Origin of the sequence: Streptomyces sp. NPDC049627 (assembly GCF_044465645.1) — a bacterium.
Classification (GTDB): Bacteria; Actinomycetota; Actinomycetes; order Streptomycetales; family Streptomycetaceae; genus Streptomyces.
In genome coordinates this window covers 67674-91735 of the sequence record NZ_JBITLW010000002.1, presented here as the reverse complement: position 1 = coordinate 91735, position 24062 = coordinate 67674, and the positions used below count along the sequence as shown (strand labels likewise).

Sequence of the window (24062 nt, the reverse complement as noted above, 5' to 3'; positions counted from 1 at the left end):
CGAGGTGGACACCATGAAGCGCTGGCGGCCCCTCATCGTTCTCGGAACGGCCCAGTTCCTGATGGTCCTCGACACCTCCGTCATGAACGTCTCGATCAGTCAGCTGGTCGAGGACTTCGACACCGAGGTCACCGCCATTCAGGCGGTCATCACGCTCTACGCCCTCGTCATGGCCGCCTTCATGGTCACCGGCGGCCGGATCGGCGACATGCTGGGACGGCGACGCATGTTCCTGATCGGAATGTGCGTCTACGGCACCGGCTCGGCCCTGACCGCGGCGGCTCCCACCCTGTGGGTCCTGGCCCTGGGCTGGTCGGTCATCGAGGGGCTCGGCGCCGCCATGGTGCTGCCGGCCATGGCGGCCCTCGTCGCGCAGTCCTACCACGACCGGGACCGGGCCCTCGCCTACGGCGTCATCGGCGGCCTCGCGGGCGCGGGGATCGCCGTCGGCCCGCTGCTCGGCGGCTGGATGACCACCTACCTGACGTGGCGCCTGGTCTTCGCCGGCGAGGTCGTGGTCGTCATCGCCGTACTGCTTGCCCGGCGGGCGATCGCCGAGACCCCACGCACCGGACCGCGCCCCCGGCTGGACCTGCTCGGCGCCGTACTGTCGGCGGCCGGGCTCGGACTCGGTGTGCTCGGGATCCTGCAGAGCAGTTCCTGGGGCTGGGTGCAGCCCCGCAATCCGCCGTTCACCGTCCTCGGCTTCGCCCCGACGCTGTTCGTCGTCGGAGCCGGCGTGGCGGTCCTGGCCGTCTTCACGCACTGGCAGCGGCGGCGGGACGCTGCGGGCGCCGACCCCCTGGTGCACCTGTCCCTGCTGAACAGGCCCCCGCTGCGCGCCGGTCTGATGACGCTGGTGAGCCAGAACCTCATCCTGCTCGGGCTGTTCTTCACCATCCCGTTGTATCTGCAGGTGGTGCAGGGCTTCGACGCGTTCGAGACAGGGCTGCGCCTGCTCCCCGTCTCCGTGGCCATGCTCGTGGCCTCGACGGTCGGTTCCCGGCTGGGGCGCAGGGCGGGACCGCGCCGGGTGGTCCGGTTCGCCCTGCTGGTCCTTGCGGCGGCCGTCGTGTGGCTGCTGGCCACCATCGACCCGGTCATCGACGACGCCCAGTTCGCCGGAGCCATGGCCCTGCTGGGGCTGGGCATGGGCCTGCTCGCCTCCCAGCTGGGCAACGTCGTCCAGTCCAGCGTCGGCGAGGAGGAACGCAGCGAGGCCGGCGGACTGCAGTTCACGGCACAGAACCTGGGCTCCGCCCTGGGCACCGCCCTCATCGGATCGCTGCTCATCGGCGCCCTGACCCAGGCCTTCACCACGCAGGTGGAGGACGACCCGCGGTTGTCGGAAGAGACCCGGCAGCAGACGGGTGTGGCGATCCAGGCCGGCATCACGTTCGTCTCCACCGACCAGGTCCGCACGGCTGCCGAGCAGGCCGGTCTGCCGCCGTCCGAGGTCGACGCCGTCACGGACTCCTACGCCTCGGCCCAGCTCGACGGCCTGAAGGCGGCGATCCTCGCCGCCGGCGGCATCACCCTCGCCAGCTTCCTGGTCACCCCCCACCTTCCGGCGGGCCGCGAGCGGCGTTCCGGGCGACCGGAGACCGACGCCCGTAACGCCGCTCGCTGACCCGCGGAGCCGTCATGCTGAGAACCGACCCTGCCGCAGCGCGGGAGCGCAGAGCGGAGCGCCGTGCCCATGCCGACTACACCGGTGGTGTCTACGGCTCCATGCTCGCCGCCAGTGTGGTGCTCGGCGCCGGCACCCTGGACCACTTCCCACGCCTGGAACTGGTCCTGCTGCTGCTCCTCACCAGCGTGGTCTTCTGGGTGGCCCATGTGCACGCCCAGTTGTTCGGCGCCCGCCTGGCCCAGCACGGCCTCGACCGCCGGACCGTGCTGCACGTGTGCCGTGACGAATGGCCGATCGTCAAGGCGGCCGTACCGCCGGCCGCGGCCGTGGCCGTCAGCCCGCTGCTGGGGCTGGGCGTACCGGGTGCCCTGTGGCTTGCGCTCGCCGTGGCCGTGGCCGGGCAGGTGGGCTGGTCGGTGGCCGCGGCACAGCGGGTCCATGCCTCACGCGGCCTGATGGCCCTGACCGCGTCGGTCAACCTGGTCCTCGGCCTGCTGATCGTCCTGTTCAAGATCGTCCTGACGCACTAGCGCCGCGACCGGGGTGCCGGACGACAGGTCACCTGCGCCGGGTGAGGTGGGACGGTGTCCGCAGGCGGGACGATTGCGGAGCAGAGCGCAGCAGGTTCTGGCATCGCTGTCGGCGGGAGAGCGGCTCATGCGCTACGAGATCCGCGTCGAGGGACACGTGTCGGAGACGCTGGCCAAGGTCTTTCCGGAGCTGGACCACGTGGTGATGTCCGGTCAGACGGTGCTGTTCGGACCCGTGGTCGACGAGGCACACCTGTACGGACTCCTGGCCCGTTTCCGGTCGCTGGGGCTGCGCGTGGTGGAGATGCGGCAGTTGCCCGAGTGAGCTGTCCATGGTGTCCGGCCGCGCGATGCCCTTCCAGTCCCGCAGCCGGCGTAGGGAGAAGTCCCGGCCGTGTCCGTCGAGGCCCATTGGCCTGCAGCAGCAGGGGATCGTCGTCGTCCCTGCCGAGCAGGAGCAGGATCCGGCACCGCGTCCCGACGCTGTGGCTCACCCTCCGCTTCCGCCGGGGTCGTCGTCCTGCTCCTGCGACTGTCCGCCCCGCCGCCGCAGCCCCGTCTCCACCGCCTGCGCGAGGACCCGCGCGAAGACGCCGACGAGCACCAGGCCGCCGGCCATCTGAAGCATGGTCACGACCCGCCCTGTCTGGGAATCGGCGGTGATGTCACCGAAGCCGACGGTGGAGAAGGTGGTCAGGGTGAAGTAGAGGGAGTCGGTCCTGGTCAGCGGTTCGCTGAAGGAACCCGGGGTGGACTCTTCCAGCAGGTAGTAGACGCCCGCGAAGAGGACCAGATACAGCGCGAGCGTGGCGGCGAGCGCCTCGACGGCCTTCAGCCGGGGATGGGGCGAGCGCGCGATGGTGCGGACCTCCCAGAGGAAGACGACCGCCACTCCGAGCAGGCCGCAGGCGAGCAGTGTCGCGGTGGCGCCCGTGTCGGTCCTGTCCAGGGGCAGCAGGTAGTAGGCGGTGACGAGTCCCGCCGCGATGAGGCAAGCCCGCACGACGGTCAGCGTCATCGCCCTCCGGCCCGGATTCGGGACACTGCCCGGCGGCGGCGCGGCCGCCTCATCCCGCCTGCTCTCTTCCGTCCGGGCCGTGGCTGGATCGCTCATGTCCTGACGCTTCGTTCCTGTGGAAACCGGTGGATCAACGCCACGTCCACCCCATCGCCGCCCCGGCCTTTGCGGATCACCCGTCATGGGTGACCCGTGGGCGGGGCGGCGCGCGGGACGCTGGCCCCGGTGGGCACCGCACACCGTCCCGTCGGCGGTCCGGCGGAGACCGGCCGCATCACGCGAGGAGGAGCCATGACCGTGTCGCGTGGTCCGGCAGCGCACGCCGGACCGGAACCTCTGTCCTCCGGGGCGGGCCCCGCCCCGGAGGACGACCTGGCGCAACTGCCGGCGGAACTCGGCGCCTCCTGGACCTGGTTGCTGGGCTCGGCGGTGGCGACGCTGGTGCCGGGCATCCTGGTCCTGGTCTGGCCCGACGAGACCCTGCACGTCCTGGCCGTGCTCATCGGGCTGTACCTGCTGGTGACGGGTGCCTTCCGGTTCGTCGCGGCCTTCGCCCGGGCGCACGGCGACCGGCACACGGGACTACTGGTCGCGGTGCTGTACGTCCTGGCCGGCGTGCTGTGCCTGCGCCACCCGCTGCAGACCATCGCCGGGCTCTCCCTGATCGTCGGCGCCGTCTGGCTGGTGACCGGCCTGCTGACCGCCTGGGTCGCCCTCGCGGCCAAAGGCCTGCCCCACCGCGGCTTCGTCCTCGGTGCCGCGGGGCTCGGTGTCGTCGCGGGCGTCGTGGTGCTGGCGCTGCCGGCCGAGTCCGCCGTGGCCCTGACCCGGCTGGTCGGCCTGTGGCTGGTGCTGCTCGGTGTGGCCGAGGTGGGGGTCGCCTTCGCCTGGCGGGCCGCACTCCGCAAGGCACGCGCCGGACCGCCGTCCGCCACGCCGGAGACGGCCTGAGGCCCGCACGGGCGGACCGGCCGGTTCACCGACCTGTACGGCCCGGGGCGGGCGGCCCGCGCCGTACGTGTCCTGGCGGTGCCCTGACCCGAGACTTCACCCGCCCCGGGTGAGGCCGTCGCGCAGTGGCGTGCGCACGCTGAGAACAGCCGGGACCGACGGTCGGCCGCCCACCCGGAACCGGCCGCCCACCCGGAACGGAGGAGACAGGGGAGACAGGGGAGACAGGGGAGACAGATGAATACCCAGACGTATCTCGCCTACGACTACCCGCTGCTGGGCATGTTCTGGACCCTGCTGGTGGTCTTCCTGTGGATCCTGTGGTTCATCCTGCTCTTCCGCATCATCGTCGACGTCTTCCGCGACGACGAGCTGAACGGCTGGGCCAAGGGCGGCTGGCTGGCCTTGGTCATCGTGCTGCCCCTCCTCGGCGTGTTCGTCTACGTCATCGCCCGGGGCAAGAACATGGGCCGCCGGGAAGTGGCCCACGCCCGCGCACAGCAGAAGGCGTTCGACGACTACGTCCGGGAGACGGCGGCCGGCGGCAGCCGCACCACCAGCGTCGACGAACTCGCGAGGCTGTCCGAGATCCGTGCGCGCGGCGACATCACGGACGACGAGTTCCGCCGCGCCAAGGAACTCGTCCTGAGCGGCTCCGGCCCGTCGGCTCGTTCCGACCCGGCCGCATCCGCCCGCCACTGAGTACGGACAAGGAAACAAGGCGGAAAGATGACCAGTTCACACGCGCCACGGGCGCACGAGACGAAATACGCGTGGGCCGAGGGCCTCATGGTCTTCGCGGCAGTCATGCTCACGCTCGGCGGACTTCTCGGCATCTTTCGCGGCATCATGGCGATCGCCGAGGACGACGTCTTCGTCAGCACGCGGAACTACGTCTTCGAGTTCGACCTCACCGGCTGGGGCTGGATCCACCTCGCCCTGGGAGCGGTCGCCGTGATCGTCAGCATCGGACTGTTCCAGGCGGCGACGTGGGCACGGGTCGCCGGAGTGGCCATCGCGGGCCTGGTCATCATCGCCAACTTCCTCTCCCTGCCGTACTACCCGGTGTGGTCCGTCATCATGATCGCGCTCTCCGGGTTCATCATCTGGGCGCTGTGCGTCGCCCGGAAGGAAGATTTCAGCGACCCCTTCGACACGATGCCGCGCGGCGACAGGATGACGCGCGGCGACATGTGAGCCGCCCGTGGGCCCGCCCCTGCGGCACCCGAGCCGATCCCGTGCGATGCCCTCCGCCGACATCACCCGCAGCAGGATCTGGCAAGCGCGTACGGCGCTGCTCGCCCTGGTCGCCGGTGCGCTGATCCCTCTCACCGTCGCCGGGCTGCGGAGCCTGCTGTGGCTGGTGCTCGGCATCGCAGGGCTGGCGCTGGCCGCGGTCGGAGTGTGGTGGACCCTGGCCCACACCGGCGTCGTACGCGCCTGCGGTGCGGCTGTGTCGGTGGCCGTACCGTTCACCGTCCTCGCCCTGTACGCCGCGTACGGCATGCTCGGCCCGGCGCTGGTCTCCCTCGGCCTGTGGATGCTCGCCGTCGCGGCGGCGCGCAGTGCCGTGGCACCCCGTCACCGTGCCGGTACCTCCGCTCCCGCGCAGACGCCCGCCGAGAAGCCCTGCCGTCCCTGGATCCTGATGAACCCGCGCTCCGGCGGCGGCAAGGTGGACCGCTTCCACCTGGTCGACAAGGCGCTGGCGACGGGCGCCTCGGTGACCCTGCTCGGCATAGGGCAGCAGGACGTGGTCGAACTGGCCCGGCGTGCCGTCAGGGAGGGAGCCGACCTGCTCGCGGTGGCGGGCGGGGACGGCACTCAGGCCCTGGTGGCCGAGGTGGCCCACGAACACGACCTCCCGTTCGTGGTGATCCCCGCGGGCACTCGCAACCACTTCGCTCTCGACCTCGGTCTCGACCGCGACGACCCCGCGGCCGCCCTGGACGCCGTGACCGATGGCCTCGAACTGAGGGTCGACCTCGGCTTCGCCGCGGACCGGGTCTTCGTCAACAACGCGTCCTTCGGCACCTACGCCGCCGTGGTCGCCGACCCCGCCTACCGCCAGGCCAAAGCGCGTACGGCGCTGCAGGACCTGCCCGAACTGCTCACGGGCGACGCCTCCCACCGCCTGCGGATGCGGTCCGGCGAGCACCGCGCCGACGCCCTGCAGGCGGTGCTGGTCAGCAACAACCCCTACCGCTCCGTCGTCGGCCCGCACGGCGGCCGCAGGGAGCGCCTGGACTCAGGACTGCTCGGAGTGCTGTGCGTACACGTCGACAACACCGCGCAGGCCGTGCGCGCCGTACGCGGCGGGCGTTCCACCGGCTTCACCCGGCTGACCGGCAAGGAAGTGGTCGTCGACGCGGACACCGACACCGTCCCCGTCGGCATCGACGGCGAACACGTCACACTCCCCGCCCCGGTGGTATGCCGGATCGCGCCCGGCGCCCTGCGGGTACGCGTCCCCCGCCACCGTCCCGGCACCCCGAAGAGCCGGGCCGCGACCGACTGGCGGCGTGTGGCACGACTCGCACGGGGACTGGCCTGACCGCGGCCACGCAACGACGAAGGTCCCGGCCGTCTCCCGGCCGGGACCTTCGTTTCGCCTGTTCAGGCGGCTGCGGAGGATACGAGATTCGAACTCGTGAGGGGTTGCCCCCAACACGCTTTCCAAGCGTGCGCCCTAGGCCTCTAGGCGAATCCTCCGCCGGAAACATTACATGACCGAGAGGAGTGCTCGCGAACTCGTTCCCGCCCCCTGCCATCGGGTACTGTTTGGGCAGCCCCTCACGCGGCGCTATCTGACTGAACTCCCCCAGGGCCGGAAGGCAGCAAGGGTAGGTCGGCTCTGGCGGGTGCGTGGGGGGCGCTTGCGTTCCCGCGGGCCGGGTTGTCAGTGGGCGCCTATAACCTCGTATGCGTGTCGTCTCTCGCGCTGTACCGCCGCTATCGCCCGGAGTCGTTCGCCGAGGTCATCGGGCAGGAGCATGTCACCGACCCGCTGCAGCAGGCGCTGCGGAACAACCGGGTCAATCACGCGTACCTGTTCAGCGGGCCGCGTGGGTGCGGGAAGACCACGAGCGCGCGCATCCTCGCCAGGTGCCTGAACTGCGAGCAGGGGCCCACACCCACCCCGTGTGGGGAGTGCCAGTCCTGCCGCGACCTCGCGCGCAACGGCCCCGGATCCATCGACGTGATCGAGATCGACGCCGCGTCGCACGGCGGTGTGGACGACGCCCGTGAGCTGCGGGAGAAGGCCTTCTTCGGCCCTGCCTCCAGCCGCTACAAGATCTACATCATCGACGAGGCCCACATGGTCACGTCGGCCGGCTTCAACGCGCTGCTGAAGGTCGTCGAGGAGCCGCCCGAGCATCTGAAGTTCATCTTCGCCACCACCGAGCCCGAGAAGGTCATCGGGACCATCCGGTCGCGGACCCATCACTACCCGTTCCGGCTGGTCCCGCCGGGCACCCTGCGGGACTACCTCGCCGACGTGTGCGGCAGGGAGAACATCCCCGTCGAGGACGGCGTACTGCCGCTCGTCGTGCGCGCGGGCCAGGGCTCCGTGCGTGACTCCATGTCCGTCATGGACCAGCTGCTCGCCGGCGCGCGGGAGGAGGGTGTGACGTATGCCATGGCCACCTCCCTCCTCGGGTACACCGAGGGGTCGCTGCTCGACTCCGTCGTGGAAGCCTTCGCGACCGGTGACGGGGCCGCCGCCTTCGAGGTGGTGGACCGTGTCATCGAGGGGGGCAACGATCCCCGGCGTTTCGTCGCCGACCTGCTGGAGCGGCTGCGGGACCTGGTGATCCTGGCCGCCGTGCCGGACGCCACCGAGAAGGGGCTCATCGATGCCCCCGCCGACGTCCTGGAGCGTATGCAGGCCCAGGCCGGCACCTTCGGCGCCGCAGAGCTGAGCCGTGCCGCCGACCTCGTCAACGAGGGGCTGACCGAGATGCGAGGGGCCACCTCGCCGCGGCTCCAGCTGGAGCTGATCTGCGCGCGCGTGCTGCTGCCTGCGGCCTACGGGGACGAGCGTTCCGTGATGGCCCGGCTCGACCGGCTGGAGCGGGGCGTCGGCTTCTCCGCGGGCGGCGGCATGCCCGCGATGGGGTACGTGCCGGGACCCGAGGCCCATGGCGGAGCGCCCGTCGCGCCCGTCTCCCCGGGTGGTGGACCTGCCGCGGCCCGGGCAGCCGTACGAGCCTCCGGCGCCCCTTCGACCGGGGCCGGTGCGCCGACCGGCGGTACGGGCGGCGGCATGGGCGGTGGCGGTACGGCCGCCCCGGCTCCGGCAGGACCGGGCGTGCCCATCGGCCAGCCTGCCTCCCCGCCTTCCGTGCCTTCCGCGCCCTCGGCCCCCGGCGGTCCGCCGCAGCCCGACCGGCAGCCGCAGCCGGCCCGGCCGCCCCAGACGCCGCCCGCCCCGGCACCCGCGCCCGCTCCCGCCGCCGCGAGCCCCTCGGCACCCCCGGCCACCGCCCCCGGCGCCTGGCCCACCGCCGCGCCCGCAGGCGGCGGCCGACGCCCCGGCGGCTGGCCCACGGCCACCCCGGCAGGCGGCGGCAGCCAGCCCCCGGCCGGGGTCGGCGCCACCCCCGCACCACCGCAGCCCGCCGCGCCTGCGCCCGCCCCCACCGCGGGCGCCGCACCCGCCTACGCACCCCCGAGCGGCGGCCTCGACCCCCGCATGCTCTGGCCGAACATCCTGGAGGCGGTCAAGAACCGCCGCCGCTTCACCTGGATCCTGCTCAGCCAGAACGCCCAGGTGGCCGGCTTCGACGGCACCACCCTCCAGCTCGGCTTCGTCAACGCCGGGGCACGCGACAACTTCGTCAGCAGCGGCAGCGAGGACGTCCTGCGGCAGGCGCTGTCGGAGCAGTTCAACGTCCAGTGGAAGATCGAGGCGATCATCGACCCGTCGGGCGGAGGCTCGGCACCCGCACCGGCCGGCGGCTCCTCGGGCTTCGGCGGAGGCGGCGGCGGTTACGGCGCGGGCGGCAACAGCGGCTCCGGTGGCTACGGCAGTGGCGGTACGACGGCCCAGCGCCCGGCCCCTCCCCAGGCGCCCACGGCACCCACGCCGCCTTCATCCGCCTCCCCGGGCCCGGCCCCGACGGCCGCGCCCACCCCGGCGCCCCGGCCTTCCTCTGCCCCCGAGCCGCCGCCCCCGGTCGCCCCCGAGGACGACATCCCCGAGGACGACGACCCCGACCTCAACGAATCGGCCCTCTCCGGCCGCGAGCTGATCGTGCGGGAGCTGGGGGCGACGGTGGTGGAGGAGTTCATGAACGAGTAGCGGGAACCGACCGGCGCCGGTTCAGGCATCTCAGCCCGTCCGGCGTTTGAGGACGAGGCCCCTTCAGGGCCGAAAGCGGGGGTCTGGGGGGCGGCAGCCCCCAGTCGACGGCGACGACAGCGCCGGGCCGGTTTGGAGGAACGTACAGGTCACCCACCCCCCGGCTCTGAGCAGGCCGCACAAAAACCCCGTTAGGCTGACCCCCGTGAAGGTCCTCGTCATCGGTAGCGGCGCCCGCGAACACGCCCTGTGCCGCTCCCTGTCCCTCGACCCCGACGTCACCGCGCTGCACTGCGCCCCCGGCAACGCCGGCATCGCCGAGGTCGCCGAGCTGCACCAGGTCGACGCCCTGGACGGCAAGGCCGTATCCGCGCTGGCCGAACAGCTCGGCGCCGACCTTGTGGTCGTGGGGCCGGAGGCGCCGCTGGTCGCCGGGGTCGCCGACGCCGTGCGCGAGGCGGGCATCCCGGTCTTCGGGCCCTCGAAGGAGGCCGCGCAGCTCGAGGGCTCCAAGGCGTTCGCGAAGGACGTGATGGCGGCGGCCGGCGTCCCGACGGCCCGTTCCTACGTCTGCACGACCCCCGAAGAGGTCGACGAGGCCCTCGACGCCTTCGGCGCCCCGTACGTCGTCAAGGACGACGGTCTCGCCGCCGGCAAGGGCGTCGTCGTGACCGCCGACCTGGAGGCGGCCAGGGCGCACGCCAACTCCTGCGAGCGCGTCGTCATCGAGGAGTACCTGGACGGCCCCGAGGTCTCCCTGTTCGCCATCACCGACGGCGAGACGGTCGTCCCGCTCCAGCCGGCCCAGGACTTCAAGCGGGCGCTGGACGGGGACGAGGGCCCGAACACCGGCGGCATGGGCGCGTACTCCCCGCTCCCGTGGGCGGACCCGAAGCTGGTCGAGGAGGTCATGCAGACGGTCCTGCAGCCGACCGTCGACGAGATGCGCCGCCGCGGCACCGCCTTCTCCGGCCTTCTCTACGCCGGTCTCGCGATCACCTCCCGCGGCGTACGGGTCATCGAGTTCAACGCCCGCTTCGGCGACCCGGAGACCCAGGTCGTCCTGGCCCGCCTGAAGACCCCGCTGGCCGGCGTCCTGCTGGCCGCCGCCAAGGGCGACCTGGCCGACCTGCCGCCCCTGCGCTGGAGCGACGACGCCGCGGTCACCGTGGTCATCGCCTCGCACAACTACCCCGGCACCCCGCGCACCGGCGACCCGATCACCGGCCTCGACGAGGTGGCCGCCGAGGACGCCCCGCACGCCTACGTCCTGCACGCCGGCACCAAGCACGACGGCGACACGGTCGTGAGCGCCGGCGGCCGCGTCCTGTCCGTCACGGCGACCGGCAAGGACCTCACCAAGGCCCGCGACCGCGCCTACAAGGCCGTGGCCCGCATCCGCCTCGACGGCTCCCAGCACCGCACGGACATCGCGGCGAAGGCGGCGGCAGGCGCGTAAGCACCGCCCACGGCCGCCCCGATAAACCCCGCAGGCCCCGAATCCGTCTCAGGATTCGGGGCCTGTTCCCTGCCATGGCGGAACCGGCGGCATGACCGGGATCACGGGCCTGATCCTCGCTGTCCGTCATCCACCTTTCCCCAAAGCCATTCCATCGAGTGACCGATGCCCCATCCGGCTGACGTGGGTCGACGCCCCAACTAGGGTGCGGCGCAAGCGTTCCGGCACTTGGCCCACCGGCATTGCGATGTCAGTCGTGGGTGCCACAGTGGGGGAGTGAGCAAAGCCAGGACAGTCCGGACAGCCAGGGCAGTGCGGAGGGGGTGAGGTCCGGCGTGACCGGTATGGGTGTGGAGGCGGGTGCGCAGGCCGCGCGCGCCCGGGCCCTCGCCGTGCTGCGTATCCGCAGCCGTGCGCTCGCCGTGGCCCTGCTGCCCGCGGCGGTCGCCGTCGTGCTGCTCGTCGGCGCCTCCACCGGCCACCTCGTCGGCCCGGGCTGGCACGCGGCCCGCTGGGTCGTGACCCCGGCCGCGGTCGTCGTCCTGCTCGCCGCCGCCGTGATCGCCCTGGTCGTCGCCCGCGCCCGCCCCGCCGTCAGCCCGACGGTCCCGGTGGGCGAGGAGCAGGCCCCGGACCTGTACCGGATGGTCCGCGACCTCGCCGACCGCCTCGACGTCCCCGCCCCGTCCGCGATAGCGCTCACCCCGGACTGCGACAGCTGGCTGGAGGACCGCACCCACCCGTCCCACGGCCCACCGTTCGCCGGGGGCGGCGACGAGGACGGCATCAACGGCCTGCGCGGCGCAGGCAGCAAAGGCATGCGCGGCGTCCACCGCCGTACGCCCGCCGCCCCCGTCCTCGTCATCGGCTCCCCGTTCCTGTGGTGGATGCGCGTCGGCGAGCTGCGCGCGGTCCTCGCCCCGGTCGTCGCCGGTACGGGACCGTCGGCGCACCCCGACATAGCCCAGGCCCGGCGCTTCGTCCGGGGTCTGGACGCCGCCGTGGCCGTCGCCTCGACGCGTGGCCGCTGCCCGGGGTCCCGGGCGGTGTGCGCGGGCCTCGGCTGGGTCGCGCGGGTGCTGTTGCGCAGTTGCCGGGACCACGCCGCCGAGATGGAGCGGGGCGTGGCCGCCGCGGCCGCCGAGCGTGCACAGGCTGTGGATTACGGGCTGCGGATCGTCGCCCAGGAACAGGTCGGGCTGGCGTACGCGGGCTGGGACCGGCTGCTCACGCGTGTCGCGCTGCCGGCCTGGCGGATGGGCCGCTGGCCGTCCCGGCTCGACGCCGGCGTCGTCGCGGCGCTCACCGAGCTGTCCCGCCGGGACCGCCTGGCCGAGGGCTTCGCCTCCCGGCTGGGCGAGCGCCCCGCGTGCGACCTGCTCGAAGAGCCCGGCGTGGTCGACGAGGCCGCCTCGCTCCTGGCCGCCCGCCTCTTCCACGGCGGCCCCGCCGAGCCCGGCCCGGACTGGTCGCCGGTGGACTGGCAGGCGTACCCGGAGGAGGTCGTCGACCGCAAATGGCGTACCGACGCGGCCCGCCTCCACCGCGTCCTGGACGCCCTCGGCGTCCGCCGTGCCACCGGCGGTACACCTCCGGAGGCGGACGGCCCGACCCTGGCCCGCGTCATGGACCACCTCTCGTCCTCATCGGCTCCCCCGGCCGCCGGGCCCGACGCCGCACCCGCCCGGCCCCCCAAAGCGCCCAAGGCTCCGTACGCGTCCATGGCCGAAGGTGCCCCGGGGGACGAAGACCAGGAGACCGAGCGAAGCTCCGCCCTCGCCGTCGGCCTGACCGCCGAACTGGCCCGCGAAGAGGCCGCGGCCCCCGCGAAGCAGCAGGCATCCCCGGCCCCGGATCCCGGCACCACGCTCCTGGACACCGGCGCGCTGCCCCTCTTCCCGCTCCAGCCGCCCCGCACCGCCCGCGAGTTGCTCACCGACCACGTCACGGCGATGGTGTGCTGCGCCGCGATGGACACCGCCGGGGCCGCCCCCGGCCTGGACTGGCTCGACGGCCCGACCCTCCTCGTCAACGGCGAGAGAGCGGCCGACCTGACCCCCAGAGTCCTCAGCCTCATCGAGGACGGCGACCCGACGCCCCTGCGCGCCTGGCTGGTGGAGTCGGGGATACGCCCGGAGAAGCCGGTGCGCCTGGTCTGACGGCCATCCCGGTCCGCGTGGGCCGTACGGGACGGCAGTACAGGAGCCGTATGCGGCCGTAGGGGAGCCGTATGCGGTCGGAATCCCCGGTTCCACTTTCGGTTAATTCGCAACGAATAGTGACAACATGCGTGCGGAATGTGATGTGCTGGGATCGATAACGCATATGGCAAGGGCTTGCGACATACGACAGCCATACAAGAGCCCGGGCCGCACACGGCGTTCGAGGCATTACCACGGGGGCACGAGGGAGGGGTACGGCCATGGGATCGGAGCAGATCCGCCGCTGGGAGTCGGGCGCACTCGCGCACGCCGTGACGGACCCCTTCGGCCAGGGCCCCGTCCCCTGGCTGCGCGGCAATGTGACGTATTTCGACGACACCGGCCAGGTCGTCCCCTGGTACGTCGACGGCCAGGCCCACCCCCCGACGGCCGGCACCCCCAGGGTCCCGGGCCCGCGCACCGCCGGAGGCCCCCGCTCCGCCGACGACGTCCACCGCCAGATCAAGGGCTTCACCTCGACGGGCGCGGTCGCCCCCGGCGAGGCCGTCGACTTCCACATCACCGTCGACCCGCCCCAGGAGTTCGGCGTCGACATCTACCGCATCGGTCACTACAGCGGTGACGGCGCCGCAAAGATCACCACCAGCCCCCGCCTCTCCGGCATCGTGCAGCCCCCGCCGCTCACCGCCGACCGCACGGTCTCCTGCCACCACTGGTGGCTGTCCTGGCGCCTGCAGATCCCCTCGTTCTGGAGCATCGGCGCGTATGTGGCGGTCCTCACCACCGCCGACGGCTACCGCTCCCACATCCCCTTCACCGTCCGCGACAACCACCCCGCGGACCTGCTCCTGCTTCTCCCCGACGTCACCTGGCAGGCCTACAACCTCTACCCCGAGGACGGCCGCACCGGCGCCAGCCTCTACCACGCCTGGGACGAGGACGGCCGCCTGCTCGGCGAGTCCGACGCCGCCACGACCGTCTCCTTCGACCGCCCGTACGCGGGCGCCGGCCTGCCCCTGCACGTCGGCCACGCCTACGACTTCATCCGCTGGGCCGAGCGCTACGGCTACGACATCGCCTACGCCGACGCCCGCGACCTGCACGGCGGCCACGTCGACCCCACCCGCTACCGCGGCCTGGTCTTCCCCGGCCACGACGAGTACTGGTCGACGAACATGCGCCGCACCGTCGAGCTCGCCCGCGAGAACGGCACGTCCCTGGTCTTCCTCTCCGCCAACTCCATGTACTGGCAGGTCGAGTTGGGCCCCTCCCCGTCCGGCGTCCCCGACCGCCTGCTCACCTGCCGCAAGCGCAAGGGCCCCGGCCGCCCCGTGCTCTGGCGGGAGATCGACCGCCCCGAGCAGGAGCTGATCGGCATCCAGTACGCGGGCCAGGTCCCCGAGCCGCATCCCCTGATCGTCCGCAACGCCGACCACTGGCTGTGGGAGGCCACCGGCGCCCACGAGGGCGACGAGATCGCGGACCTGGTCGCCGGCGAGGCCGACCGCTACTTCCCGCGCGCCCCGCTGCCCGAGCACGAGGAGCGCATCCTGCTGGCCCACTCCCCGTACACCGACCGCGAGGGCGTCCTGCGCCATCAGGAGACGTCCCTCTACCGCGCCCCGTCCGGCGCCCTGGTCTTCGCGTCCGGAACATTCGCCTGGTCCCCGGCACTGGACCGCCCGGGCCACGTCGACGCCCGCGTCCAGCGCGCCACCGCCAACCTCCTGGACCGCATCTGCAAACGTGACTGAGCCCGACCCCTGCTGAAACCACCCCCGTCCATGACCGATCCCCGACATACGGGAGAATCGATTCCACTTGGACAGAACCACGGGGAGGAACCGTGTCCGGATTCGTAGAAAAGCCCGAGCCGATCCAGGTTCCGGGCCTGGTACACCTGCACACCGGCAAGGTGCGCGACCTGTACCAGAACGAGGCGGGCGACCTCGTGATGGTCGCCAGCGACCGCATCTCCGCATTCGACTGGGTGCTGCCGACCGAGATCCCCGAAAAGGGCCGCGTCCTCACCCAGCTCTCCCTGTGGTGGTTCGACCAGCTCGCCGACCTGATCCCCAACCACGTCCTGAGCACCGACGTCCCGGCCGGCGCCCCCGCCGACTGGGCGGGCCGCACCCTCGTGTGCAAGTCGCTGCAGATGGTCCCGGTCGAGGCGGTGGCCCGCGGCTACCTCACCGGCTCCGGCCTGGTCGAGTACAACGAGTCCCGTACCGTCTGCGGCCTCGCCCTCCCCGAAGGTCTCGTCGACGGCTCGGAACTCCCCGCCCCGATCTTCACCCCGGCCACCAAGGCGGCCGTCGGCGAGCACGACGAGAACGTCTCCTACGAGGAGGTCGCCCGCCAGGTCGGCGCCGACACCGCGGCCCGGCTGCGCCAGGCGACCCTCGCCGTCTACTCCCGCGGCCGGGACATCGCCCGCGACCGCGGCATCATCCTCGCGGACACCAAGTTCGAGTTCGGCTTCGAGGGGGACGAGCTCGTCATCGCCGACGAGGTCCTCACCCCCGACTCCTCCCGCTTCTGGCCGGCCGACCAGTGGCAGCCGGGCCGCGCGCAGCCGTCGTACGACAAGCAGTTCGTCCGTGACTGGCTGACCTCGCCGGAGTCCGGCTGGGACCGTAAGAGCGAGCAGCCCCCGCCGCCGCTGCCGCAGCAGGTCGTGGACGCGACCCGGGCGAAGTACGTCGAGGCGTACGAGCGCCTGACGGGCACGAGCTGGAGCTGACCACACGAGAGAAGGCCCCGGCGGGAAACGCGGGCCCGGTTTTCGAGGACGTGAGCTGCCCGGGCGCGAGCTCTTCCCCGGACGCCGGGCCACTGCCCGGGCGGGAGCTTCCCCGGACACCGGTGCACTCCCCGGGCGCCGACCCTGCCACCGCGTACGACGAAGGCCCCGGTCGCAGTGACCGGGGCCTTCATGAACCGAGCGGACGACGAGGCTCGAACTCGCGACCTCAACCTTGGCAAGGTTGCGCTCTACCAACTGAGCTACGTCCGCATTGCGCCGTGGCGCGAGAGCAACTATACCCAACCTCGCTCGCGCGCGAGACGCACTGCCGCGTGCCGGTTCTCCGCCCCGAGCTTGGAGACGGCCGACGACAGATAGTTCCGCACGGTCCCCTGCGACAGTGCCGCCCGCTCCGCGATCTCCGCGACGGGCGCCCCGTCGGCGGCGAGTTCCAGCACCTCGGCCTCCCGCGCGGTCAGCGGCGAGTCCCCGGCGGCGATCGCGTCGGCGGCCAACTCCGGGTCGACGTAACGGTTTCCGGCATGCACGGTACGGATGATCTCCGCGAGCCGCTGCGCGCTGACGGTCTTCGGGACGAACCCGCGCACACCCGCCTCAAGGGCCCGCTTCAGATGCCCGGGCCGCCCATGACTGGTCACGATCAGCACCTTGCAGCCGGGCAGTTCGGCGCGCAGGGATGTGGCGACCTTCACACCGTCCGCGCCGGGCATCTGCAGATCGAGGACGGCGACATCCGGCTGGTGCGCCCGCGCCATGGCCAGTGCCTCCGGCCCGCTCGCCGCCTCGGCGACGATCACGAGGTCGTCCTCCAGCGACAGCAGCGTGGCGAGCGCCCCCCGGATCAGATGCTCGTCGTCGGCGAGCAGCAACCGCACGGGCCCGGTCACACGGCCGGTCATACGGCGACCTCCCGCACGTCCGCCGCGGCCCCCGCCAACGGCACCTGAGCCACCAGCCGGAACACCCCCTCCTCGACCAGGCCCACCTCCAAGGTGCCGTCCACCGCCGCGAGCCGCTCCCGCAGCCCGGCCAGCCCGGAGCCCCCACCCCCGTCGGGGGCTCCGGCAGCCCCGTCGTTCTCCACCGTCAGCACCACACGCCCCTCCGACACCCGCACTCCCACCGTGCACCGCCCGGCATCCCCGTGCCGCAGCACGTTGGTGGTCGCCTCCCGCACCACCCACGCCAGCGCGGACTGCACCTCGCCCGGCAGCCCGGTCGCCTCCCCGGTCACCTCGCACTCGATGCCGGCTGCCGTCAACACACCCTGCGCACCGGCGAGTTCGACCCCAAGGTCGGCCTCCCGGTAGCCCCGTACGACATCCCGGACCTCGCGCTGCGACTCCTGAGCGATCCGCTGCACCTCGATCATCTGCTCCACGGCCTCGGGCCGCCCGCGCCGCGCCAGCTGCACGGCCAGCTCGCTCTTCAAGGCGATGACGGCGAGATTCCGCCCCATCACGTCGTGCAGGTCCCGCCCGAACCGCAGCCGCTCCTCGGCGACGGCGAGCCGGGCGCGGGTCTCGCGGGCCTCGTCGAGTTCGTAGACGGCCTTCACCAGCCAGACCGAGAAGACGGAGCTGGCGGAGATGAACCCGCCGCCCAGCAGCACCATCACCGCACTGGTCACGGCGAGGACGGCGGACATGCCCAGGGCGAGCGCCACGACGGCCGATCCCGCGCTGAAGGCCGCGACCATCGCGCAGACGCGACGCCGACTGCGCACACCGAGCGCGAGAATGCCCATGCCGTAGATCACCACGACCCCGAAGACCCCGCCCGCCGCGGAGCCGACGCGCTCCCGGTGGGGGCCGAACTCGGCGACGGCGATCGCCAGGGCGGCGACCGTCGCGGTGGCGGCGCCGAGCGTCCACAGCAGTCCCAGAGGCTGCTCACGCCGGCCGCGCACCGAGTCCAGCGCGCGCGAGTTGGTCAGGCAGCAGAGCGCCGCGTGCACGCACACCGCGAGGAAGACCCAGCCGCCCAGCTCGGACCCGACCGCGGCGACGAGGCCCGGCCCGACCATCAGGACCTCGACGGCCGCGAGGGAGTGGAACGACCACCGTACGTACGTCTCGAACTTCGCCGGTGTGCTCTTGCGCCGCCACCAGCCCCCCGCCTTGCGCATGTCCCAGCTCCCCGTACGTCAGCGCCTCGGTTCCCACCGGAACCACCGCCGTACAGCAAACACGCCCAGAGCCGTCCAAGCCAGCGCGGTCATGACAGCACCGACCGCCTCGTACACCGAGAGATTCCCGGTCCAGCCGCCGCGCACCAGCGTGATCACCGGGGACAGCGGCAGCAGTTCGCACACCGACGCCAGCCGGTCGGGCAGGACCTCCAGAGGCACGAACATCCCGGAGAAGATCATGGACAGGAAGACCACGGGCAGTGTCGTGACCTGCGCGTTCTCGACGCTGCGGGTGAACGAGGCGGTCACCGCGGCGAGTGACGCGCACAGGACGAACCCCAACAGCAGGCCCAGCACGGCGAGGTGGGGAGCACGGGGCGCACCCACGTCGAGCAGGACGGCGCAGCCCACCGCCAGGACGACGGACTGCGCGAGGCCCGTGGCCAAGGCCGGCAACGCGGCCCCGGCCAGGATCTCGTTGTCCCGCAGCTCCCCGGTGCGCAGCCGCTTGAGGACGAGTTCCTCGCGCCGGGCGGTATAGACGCTGACGAGCGTCACATACACCGCGTAGAGCAGCGAGAAGCCGATGGAGGCGGGCAGGATGACCGTGCCGAGGGTGAGGCCCACCTCCGCCAGGTCCATCTGCTTCGCTGCCTCCCGCGCGCTGAAGGGCAGGACCAGCGGTACGAACAGCGCCGCGAACAGCGTGCCCCTGCTGCGCCCGAGCAAGGTCAGCTCGGCCCGCGCCAACGCCGTCATGCGCCCGACCGGGGTGGTCATCGCCGTACTCATGCCGCGTACTCCTCCGTCCTGGCAGCGTCGGCCGCCTCTCGCGCGATCCCCAGGAACGCCTCCTCCAGCGAGGCCGACCGCACATCCAGCCCGCGCAGCTCGACGCCGGCCTTCTCGGCCCACACCAGCAGCCGGGTCGCCGCCCGCTGCAGCTGATGCGTGCGCAGCCGTACGAGACGGCCGTCGACCCGGTGTCCGCTCACCCCCAGCTCACCGAGCGGCGGCAGGTCCCCCAGGAAGTAGCCCTCGGGCAGCTCGAAGGAGATCCGCGACGGCTGGGAGGCGGTCACCTCGGCCGGTGTCCCGCCGGCCGCGATCCGCCCCTTGTGCAGGATCGCGAGCCGGTCGGCGAGTTCCTCGGCCTCCTCCAGGTAGTGCGTGGTCAGCAGCACGGTCGTACCGGCGTCGCGCAGCTGCCGCACCAATTCCCAGGTGTCCCGGCGCCCTTCGACGTCCAGTCCGGTCGTCGGCTCGTCCAGGAACAGCACCTCGGGATCGCCGAGCAGCGCGAGCCCCAGGTCCAGCCGCCGCCGCTCACCCCCGGACAGCTGCTTCACCCGTACGCCGGACTTGCCCGCGAGCCCGACGAGTTCCAGCACTTCCCCCTCGGGCCGGGCCCCGCTCACGCACCCCGCCCACATCCGCGCGGTCTCGGCGACGGTCAGCTCGGAGGGAAAGCCGCCCTCCTGCAACATCACCCCGGTCCGGGGCCGTACGGCGGCCCGCTCGGCGTACGGATCGTGCCCGAGCACCCGCACGTGCCCTCCGGCCGGCCGGGCGAGCCCCTCCAGCAGTTCGACGGTGGACGTCTTGCCCGCGCCGTTGGTGCCGAGCAGCGCGAAGACCTCGCCGCGGGCCACGGAGAACGTGATGCCGCGCACCGCCTCGAACCCGCCCCCGTACACACGCCGCAGGTCGGTGACCTCAATCACGTGTTCGTGTTCGTTGATGTTCATGACATCAGCGTCCCGGCACCGCGGGCCCGGCAGCAGTGCGCGCTGTCACCACTCGGCATGACAAATGTCAGTCGGCCGGTCACGGCACATGAAAAAACCCCGGTCCAGTGGACCGGGGTTTTCACCGGAGCGGACGACGAGGCTCGAACTCGCGACCTCAACCTTGGCAAGGTTGCGCTCTACCAACTGAGCTACGTCCGCATTGCCTCCGACCGGCTCTCACCGATCGGTGCGAGCACCAGCCTACCTGATCCACAACAGTGGTCCGGACGGTGGTGCAGAGCGGGTGACAGGAATTGCACACTGCGCCTTCCCCCTGGAAGGGGGATGTTCTGCTACTGAACTACACCCGCAAGCTCCCCGAGCTGGACTTTTCTGCCCCGCCCGGCGGCGTGTCCCAGACATTAGCTGATCGGCAGGGGGGTAGCGCAAGTCGGTTGTCGCCAGGGCCCGCTGACGGGCCCTGGACCACACCGTCGGCCGGCGTCACTGTGCAGCGCTGAACGCCTCGTACACCTTCTTGGGGATCCGGCCGCGGGCCGGGACCTCCATCTTGTTGGCCTGGGCCCAGGCCCGCACGGCCGCCGGGTCCGGGGCGACCTCGGTCTGCTTGTACGCCTTGCCTGACTTCGACCGCTTGCGACCGGCCTCCACGTACGGCGCGAGCGCCTTACGCAGTTTCTTGGCATTGGCTTCATTCAGGTCGATCTCGTACGACTTGCCGTCGAGTCCGAAGGCGATCGTTTCCGCCGCTTCCGAGCCGTCGATGTCGTCAAAGAGAGTGACCACGACCTTCTGCGCCACGAATATCGGTCCCTTCGTACGGCACGGTGACAATTCATTTGTACAGTGCCCGACAATGCGATGTGAAGCTCGACTAAATCCTTCCGCGTGTCCGAGCGCAATAGGTATCGGGTGTCGATCCGGGATCTTTTCCGGAACTTTTCGCGGACCGGCAGTCTTCCGTCGGGCCGTGATGGCCGTCACGTAGATTCCTACAAGTCGACGCGCGTAGAAATTTTGTGCAGGTAGTCTGAAACCACCTGCAGGAACCTGCTCAGCACCACACCACCGGGAGTGCACGTGGCACGCGTCGTAGTCGACGTCATGCTCAAGCCGGAGATCCTCGACCCCCAGGGCCAGGCGGTGCAGCGCGCACTGCCGCGGCTGGGTTTCGACGGCATCTCGGACGTACGTCAGGGAAAGCGTTTCGAACTGGAAGTTGACGGGCCGGTCGACGAGGCCGCGCTCGCCCGCATCCATGATCTTGCGGAATCCTTCCTCGCCAACACCGTGATCGAGGACTTCACCGTCCGCGTCGAGGAAGTCGCGGAGGCCGTGAAGTGACCGCTCGTATTGGCGTCGTCACTTTCCCGGGCTCTCTCGACGACCGGGACACGCAGCGTGCGATCCGGCTCGCGGGCGCCGAACCCGTGGCCCTGTGGCACAAGGACAAGGACCTCAAGCAGGTCGACGCGGTGGTGCTGTGCGGCGGTTTCTCCTACGGCGACTATCTGCGCGCCGGGGCCATCGCCCGCTTCTCGCCGGTGATGGACACGGTCATCGAGCAGGCGAAGGCCGGTCTGCCGGTCCTCGGCATCTGCAACGGGTTCCAGATCCTCACCGAGGCCCACCTGCTGCCCGGCGGGATGCTCGGCAACGACCACCTGCACTTCATCTGCCGTGACCAGAAGCTGCGGGTGGAGAACGCGGACACCGCCTGGACCACCGACTACACGGCCGGCCAGGAGATCCACATCCCGCTGAAGAACATGGACGGCCGCTACGTGGCCGACCAGTACACGCTGGACAAGCTGGAGGCCGAGGGGCGCGTCGCGTTCCGCTACCTCGACTTCAACCCCAACGGCTCGCTCAACGACATCGCCGGCATCACCAACGAGGCCGGCAACGTCGTAGGCCTGATGCCGCACCCGGAGCACGCCGTGGAGCCGCTCATCGGCACCGGCCGCACCGACGGCCTCCCCTTCTTCACCTCGATCCTCAAGAAGCTGGTCAACGCATGAGCCGGACGCCTCTGGACACGGTCGAGCACGCGGCCGCGACCCCCGACGTCGAGCTGCCCTGGGCCGAACTCGGCCTGAAGAAGGACGAGTACGAGCGGGTCGTGGAGATCCTCGGCCGCCGGCCCACCGGTGCCGAGCTCGCCATGTACTCGGTCATGTGGTCCGAGCACTGCTCGTACAAGTCCTCCAAGGTCCACCTGCGCCAGTTCGGCGAGAAGGCCCCGCAGAGCGACGCACTGCTCGTCGGCATCGGTGAGAACGCCGGTGTCGTGGACGTCGGCCAGGGCTACGCGGTCACCTTCAAGGTCGAGTCGCACAACCACCCCTCCTACGTCGAGCCCTACCAGGGCGCGGCCACCGGCGTCGGCGGCATCGTCCGCGACATCATCGCCATGGGCGCGCGGCCGGTCGCGGTCGTCGACCCGCTGCGCTTCGGCGCCGCCGACCACCCCGACACCAAGCGCGTCCTCCCGGGCGTCGTCGCCGGCATCGGCGGCTACGGCAACTGCCTGGGCCTGCCCAACATCGGCGGCGAGGTCGTCTTCGACGCCTGCTACCAGGGCAACCCGCTGGTCAACGCCGGTGCCATCGGTGTGATGCGGCACGAGGACATCCACCTCGCGAAGGCGTCCGGCGCGGGCAACAAGGTCATCCTGTACGGGGCCCGCACGGGTGGTGACGGCATCGGTGGTGCCTCGATCCTCGCGTCCGAGACCTTCGACGACGCCAAGCCCTCGAAGCGGCCCGCCGTGCAGGTCGGCGACCCCTTCCAGGAGAAGCTCCTCATCGAGTGCACCCTGGAGGCCTTCCAGGAGAAGCTGGTCGTCGGCATCCAGGACCTGGGCGCCGCGGGTCTGTCCTGCGCCACGTCCGAGCTGGCCTCCAACGGCTCCGGCGGCATGCGCGTGACCCTGGACGACGTACCGCTGCGCGACTCCACGCTCTCGCCCGAGGAAATCCTCATGAGCGAGTCGCAGGAACGCATGTGCGCGGTCGTCGAGCCGGAGAAGGTCGACCGTTTCCTGGAGATCTGCGAGAAGTGGGACGTCATCGCCACGGTGATCGGTGAGGTCACCGACGGCGACCGCCTGGAGATCTACTGGCACGGCGGCAAGATCGTCGACGTCGACCCGCGCACGGTGGCCCACGAGGGCCCGGTCTACGAGCGGCCGTACGCCCGCCCGTCCTGGCAGGACGAGCTGCAGGCGGACGACGCGAACAAGCTGCCCCGCCCGGAGAGCTCCGACGAGCTGAAGGACCAGGTCCTGAAGCTGGTCGGCTCCCCGAACCAGGCCTCCAAGAAGTGGATCACCTCGCAGTACGACCACTTCGTGCAGGGCAACACGGTCCTCGCCCAGCCCGAGGACTCCGGCATGATCCGCATCGACGAGGAGACCGGCCTCGGCGTCGCCATCGCGACGGACGGCAACGGCCGGTACGCCAAGCTGGACCCGTACGCGGGCGCCCAGCTGGCCCTCGCCGAGGCCTACCGCAATGTCGCCACGACCGGCGCCAAGCCGCTCGCGGTCTCCGACTGCCTGAACTTCGGCTCGCCCGAGGACCCGGCGGTGATGTGGCAGTTCGCGGAGGCGGTGCGCGGCCTGGCGGACGCCTGCCAGCAGCTCGGCACCCCGGTGACCGGCGGCAACGTCTCCCTCTACAACCAGACGGGCGAGGCGGCGATCCACCCGACCCCGGTCGTCGCGGTCCTCGGCGTCATCGACGACGTCGCCCGCCGCACGCCGGTCGCCTTCCAGGAGGAGGGCCAGCTGCTGTACCTCCTCGGCGACACGCGTGAGGAGTTCAGCGGTTCGGCCTGGTCGCAGGTCGTGCACGACCACCTCGGCGGTCTGCCGCCCAAGGTCGACCTGGAGCGCGAGCGGCTGCTCGCCGAGATCCTGATCTCCGCCTCCCGCGACGGCATGATCGACTCCGCGCACGACCTGTCCGACGGCGGCCTGATCCAGGCGGTCGTGGAGTCGGCGCTGCTCGGCGGCAAGGGCGCCCGCCTGATCGTCCCCGACGGTCTGGACGCCTTCACCTTCCTCTTCTCCGAGTCGGCGGGGCGTGCGGTCGTCGCCGTACCGCGCTCCGAGGAGGTCCGCTTCAACGACATGTGCGGGGCGCGTGGCCTGCCGGTCACCCGCATCGGTGTCGTGGACGGCGACTCCGTGGAGCTCCAGGGCGAGTTCGCACTCACCCTGGAGGAACTGCGCACGGCACACGAGGAGACGATCCCCGCGCTGCTGAAGTAGCCGGCGGTTCTACGGTTCTGAAGCCCCCGTCCGGTCCACCGGGCGGGGGCTTCGGCATGCCGTGACTTACCATGAA

Annotated in this window: 21 protein-coding genes, 4 tRNA genes, 1 other RNA gene and 1 pseudogene; 16 read left to right on the top strand and 11 right to left on the bottom strand. The window is 71.6% G+C overall.

Translation table 11 applies throughout. From position 1 onward, the window contains the following. Nucleotides 1-13 precede the first annotated feature (13 nt). The 3 genes from ACIBU0_RS05385 (at nt 14) to ACIBU0_RS05375 (ending at nt 2488) form a co-directional block, all read left to right on the top strand. Nucleotides 14-1630 carry an MFS transporter gene (locus tag ACIBU0_RS05385; protein ID WP_398811995.1) on the top strand — a complete coding sequence of 539 codons (1617 nt, stop codon included), beginning with the start codon at nt 14-16 and terminating at the stop codon, nt 1628-1630. A gap of 14 nt (nt 1631-1644) precedes the next feature. Beyond that, complete coding sequence (locus ACIBU0_RS05380) at nt 1645-2163, top strand: hypothetical protein (protein WP_398811992.1); 519 nt, start codon at nt 1645-1647, stop codon at nt 2161-2163. A gap of 127 nt (nt 2164-2290) precedes the next feature. Beyond that, complete coding sequence (locus ACIBU0_RS05375) at nt 2291-2488, top strand: hypothetical protein (protein WP_398811990.1); 198 nt, start codon at nt 2291-2293, stop codon at nt 2486-2488. Here ACIBU0_RS05375 and ACIBU0_RS05370 read toward each other — a convergent pair. Further along, nucleotides 2483-2648: pseudogene (locus ACIBU0_RS05370) on the bottom strand (DUF2252 domain-containing protein); the annotation flags it as partial. The gene ACIBU0_RS05375 and the pseudogene ACIBU0_RS05370 sit on opposite strands and share 6 nt — an antisense overlap. 5 nt (nt 2649-2653) lie before the next feature. After that, nucleotides 2654-3277: a potassium channel family protein gene (locus ACIBU0_RS05365; protein WP_398811987.1), complete on the bottom strand. Its 624-nt coding sequence runs from the start codon at nt 3275-3277 to the stop codon at nt 2654-2656. Between the two features lie 195 nt (nt 3278-3472). Here ACIBU0_RS05365 and ACIBU0_RS05360 point away from each other — a divergent pair, with 195 nt between their 5' ends. The 4 genes from ACIBU0_RS05360 (at nt 3473) to ACIBU0_RS05345 (ending at nt 6686) form a co-directional block, all read left to right on the top strand. Beyond that, nucleotides 3473-4132 (top strand): HdeD family acid-resistance protein, encoded by a 660-nt coding sequence (locus ACIBU0_RS05360; protein ID WP_398811986.1) that lies wholly within the window; start codon nt 3473-3475, stop codon nt 4130-4132. 237 nt (nt 4133-4369) lie between these two features. Beyond that, nucleotides 4370-4834, top strand: coding sequence for an SHOCT domain-containing protein (locus tag ACIBU0_RS05355; RefSeq protein WP_398811983.1), 465 nt, complete (start codon nt 4370-4372; stop codon nt 4832-4834). Nucleotides 4835-4861: 27 nt separating this feature from the next. Next, the gene (locus tag ACIBU0_RS05350) at nt 4862-5329 is read left to right on the top strand and encodes a hypothetical protein (protein ID WP_398811980.1); all 468 of its coding nucleotides are present in this window, start codon (nt 4862-4864) and stop codon (nt 5327-5329) included. Between the two features lie 46 nt (nt 5330-5375). Next, nucleotides 5376-6686 (top strand): diacylglycerol/lipid kinase family protein, encoded by a 1311-nt coding sequence (locus ACIBU0_RS05345; protein ID WP_398811978.1) that lies wholly within the window; start codon nt 5376-5378, stop codon nt 6684-6686. Between the two features lie 73 nt (nt 6687-6759). On the opposite strand, the gene ACIBU0_RS05340 is transcribed toward ACIBU0_RS05345, so the two are convergent. Then, a tRNA-Ser gene (locus ACIBU0_RS05340) sits at nt 6760-6844 on the bottom strand. 72 nt (nt 6845-6916) lie between these two features. Here ACIBU0_RS05340 and ffs point away from each other — a divergent pair. The 6 genes from ffs (at nt 6917) to ACIBU0_RS05310 (ending at nt 15804) form a co-directional block, all read left to right on the top strand. Then, nucleotides 6917-7015: signal recognition particle sRNA small type (gene ffs / locus ACIBU0_RS05335), an RNA gene on the top strand. 43 nt (nt 7016-7058) lie between these two features. Continuing rightward, entirely contained in the window at nt 7059-9437 is a 2379-nt protein-coding gene (locus ACIBU0_RS05330) for a DNA polymerase III subunit gamma and tau (protein ID WP_398811975.1), read from the top strand. A 205-nt stretch (nt 9438-9642) separates the two neighbouring features. Continuing rightward, nucleotides 9643-10896, top strand: coding sequence for a phosphoribosylamine--glycine ligase (purD, locus tag ACIBU0_RS05325; protein ID WP_398811973.1), 1254 nt, complete (start codon nt 9643-9645; stop codon nt 10894-10896). Nucleotides 10897-11240: 344 nt separating this feature from the next. Then, nucleotides 11241-13055 (top strand): hypothetical protein, encoded by a 1815-nt coding sequence (locus tag ACIBU0_RS05320; RefSeq protein WP_398813939.1) that lies wholly within the window; start codon nt 11241-11243, stop codon nt 13053-13055. A gap of 263 nt (nt 13056-13318) precedes the next feature. Beyond that, nucleotides 13319-14812, top strand: coding sequence for a N,N-dimethylformamidase beta subunit family domain-containing protein (locus ACIBU0_RS05315; RefSeq protein WP_398811970.1), 1494 nt, complete (start codon nt 13319-13321; stop codon nt 14810-14812). Nucleotides 14813-14904: 92 nt separating this feature from the next. After that, a complete protein-coding gene (locus tag ACIBU0_RS05310; protein WP_398811967.1) occupies nt 14905-15804 on the top strand; it encodes a phosphoribosylaminoimidazolesuccinocarboxamide synthase in 900 nt (299 codons plus the stop codon). Nucleotides 15805-16004: 200 nt separating this feature from the next. On the opposite strand, the gene ACIBU0_RS05305 is transcribed toward ACIBU0_RS05310, so the two are convergent. The 8 genes from ACIBU0_RS05305 to ACIBU0_RS05270 form a co-directional block, all read right to left on the bottom strand. Further along, nucleotides 16005-16077 (bottom strand) — tRNA-Gly (locus ACIBU0_RS05305). Between the two features lie 23 nt (nt 16078-16100). Further along, on the bottom strand, nt 16101-16727 hold the full coding sequence (locus ACIBU0_RS05300) for a response regulator (protein WP_398811964.1): 627 nt from the start codon (nt 16725-16727) through the stop codon (nt 16101-16103). Continuing rightward, nucleotides 16724-17956, bottom strand: coding sequence for a sensor histidine kinase (locus tag ACIBU0_RS05295; protein ID WP_398811961.1), 1233 nt, complete (start codon nt 17954-17956; stop codon nt 16724-16726). Before ACIBU0_RS05295 ends, ACIBU0_RS05300 begins: the two co-directional genes overlap by 4 nt. Nucleotides 17957-17974: 18 nt before the next feature. Beyond that, nucleotides 17975-18751 carry an ABC transporter permease gene (locus ACIBU0_RS05290; protein WP_398811958.1) on the bottom strand — a complete coding sequence of 259 codons (777 nt, stop codon included), beginning with the start codon at nt 18749-18751 and terminating at the stop codon, nt 17975-17977. Continuing rightward, the gene (locus tag ACIBU0_RS05285; protein ID WP_398811955.1) at nt 18748-19707 is read right to left on the bottom strand and encodes an ABC transporter ATP-binding protein; all 960 of its coding nucleotides are present in this window, start codon (nt 19705-19707) and stop codon (nt 18748-18750) included. Before ACIBU0_RS05285 ends, ACIBU0_RS05290 begins: the two co-directional genes overlap by 4 nt. 128 nt (nt 19708-19835) lie before the next feature. Beyond that, nucleotides 19836-19908, bottom strand: a tRNA-Gly gene (locus ACIBU0_RS05280). Nucleotides 19909-19988: 80 nt separating this feature from the next. Beyond that, nucleotides 19989-20060 (bottom strand) — tRNA-Gly (locus tag ACIBU0_RS05275). Nucleotides 20061-20193: 133 nt separating this feature from the next. Continuing rightward, complete coding sequence (locus tag ACIBU0_RS05270) at nt 20194-20511, bottom strand: Lsr2 family protein (RefSeq protein WP_398811952.1); 318 nt, start codon at nt 20509-20511, stop codon at nt 20194-20196. Between the two features lie 279 nt (nt 20512-20790). Here ACIBU0_RS05270 and purS point away from each other — a divergent pair, with 279 nt between their 5' ends. From purS to purL, 3 genes are read left to right on the top strand one after another with little or no spacing between them, the layout of a single operon-like run. Beyond that, entirely contained in the window at nt 20791-21054 is a 264-nt protein-coding gene (purS, locus tag ACIBU0_RS05265; protein ID WP_030251612.1) for a phosphoribosylformylglycinamidine synthase subunit PurS, read from the top strand. Then, nucleotides 21051-21731: a phosphoribosylformylglycinamidine synthase subunit PurQ gene (gene purQ / locus ACIBU0_RS05260; protein WP_398811948.1), complete on the top strand. Its 681-nt coding sequence runs from the start codon at nt 21051-21053 to the stop codon at nt 21729-21731. Before purS ends, purQ begins: the two co-directional genes overlap by 4 nt. Continuing rightward, entirely contained in the window at nt 21728-23986 is a 2259-nt protein-coding gene (gene purL, locus ACIBU0_RS05255; RefSeq protein ID WP_398811945.1) for a phosphoribosylformylglycinamidine synthase subunit PurL, read from the top strand. The genes purQ and purL overlap by 4 nt, the downstream gene beginning before the upstream one ends. Nucleotides 23987-24062 lie beyond the last annotated feature (76 nt).

What these genes read in the sequence shown, in the direction of transcription:
- ACIBU0_RS05355 (WP_398811983.1), top strand. Translation starts at nt 4,370, where the DNA reads ATGAATACCCAGACGTATCTCGCCTACGACTACCCGCTGCTGGGCATG.
- ACIBU0_RS05290 (WP_398811958.1), bottom strand. Translation starts at nt 18,751, where the DNA reads ATGAGTACGGCGATGACCACCCCGGTCGGGCGCATGACGGCGTTGGCG.
- ACIBU0_RS05300 (WP_398811964.1), bottom strand. Translation starts at nt 16,727, where the DNA reads ATGACCGGCCGTGTGACCGGGCCCGTGCGGTTGCTGCTCGCCGACGAC.
- ACIBU0_RS05375 (WP_398811990.1), top strand. Translation starts at nt 2,291, where the DNA reads ATGCGCTACGAGATCCGCGTCGAGGGACACGTGTCGGAGACGCTGGCC.
- ACIBU0_RS05295 (WP_398811961.1), bottom strand. Translation starts at nt 17,956, where the DNA reads ATGCGCAAGGCGGGGGGCTGGTGGCGGCGCAAGAGCACACCGGCGAAG.
- ACIBU0_RS05285 (WP_398811955.1), bottom strand. Translation starts at nt 19,707, where the DNA reads ATGAACATCAACGAACACGAACACGTGATTGAGGTCACCGACCTGCGG.
- ACIBU0_RS05315 (WP_398811970.1), top strand. Translation starts at nt 13,319, where the DNA reads ATGGGATCGGAGCAGATCCGCCGCTGGGAGTCGGGCGCACTCGCGCAC.
- ACIBU0_RS05365 (WP_398811987.1), bottom strand. Translation starts at nt 3,277, where the DNA reads ATGAGCGATCCAGCCACGGCCCGGACGGAAGAGAGCAGGCGGGATGAG.
- ACIBU0_RS05320 (WP_398813939.1), top strand. Translation starts at nt 11,241, where the DNA reads ATGGGTGTGGAGGCGGGTGCGCAGGCCGCGCGCGCCCGGGCCCTCGCC.
- ACIBU0_RS05350 (WP_398811980.1), top strand. Translation starts at nt 4,862, where the DNA reads ATGACCAGTTCACACGCGCCACGGGCGCACGAGACGAAATACGCGTGG.
- purL (WP_398811945.1), top strand. Translation starts at nt 21,728, where the DNA reads ATGAGCCGGACGCCTCTGGACACGGTCGAGCACGCGGCCGCGACCCCC.
- ACIBU0_RS05380 (WP_398811992.1), top strand. Translation starts at nt 1,645, where the DNA reads ATGCTGAGAACCGACCCTGCCGCAGCGCGGGAGCGCAGAGCGGAGCGC.
- ACIBU0_RS05385 (WP_398811995.1), top strand. Translation starts at nt 14, where the DNA reads ATGAAGCGCTGGCGGCCCCTCATCGTTCTCGGAACGGCCCAGTTCCTG.
- ACIBU0_RS05345 (WP_398811978.1), top strand. Translation starts at nt 5,376, where the DNA reads ATGCCCTCCGCCGACATCACCCGCAGCAGGATCTGGCAAGCGCGTACG.
- ACIBU0_RS05360 (WP_398811986.1), top strand. Translation starts at nt 3,473, where the DNA reads ATGACCGTGTCGCGTGGTCCGGCAGCGCACGCCGGACCGGAACCTCTG.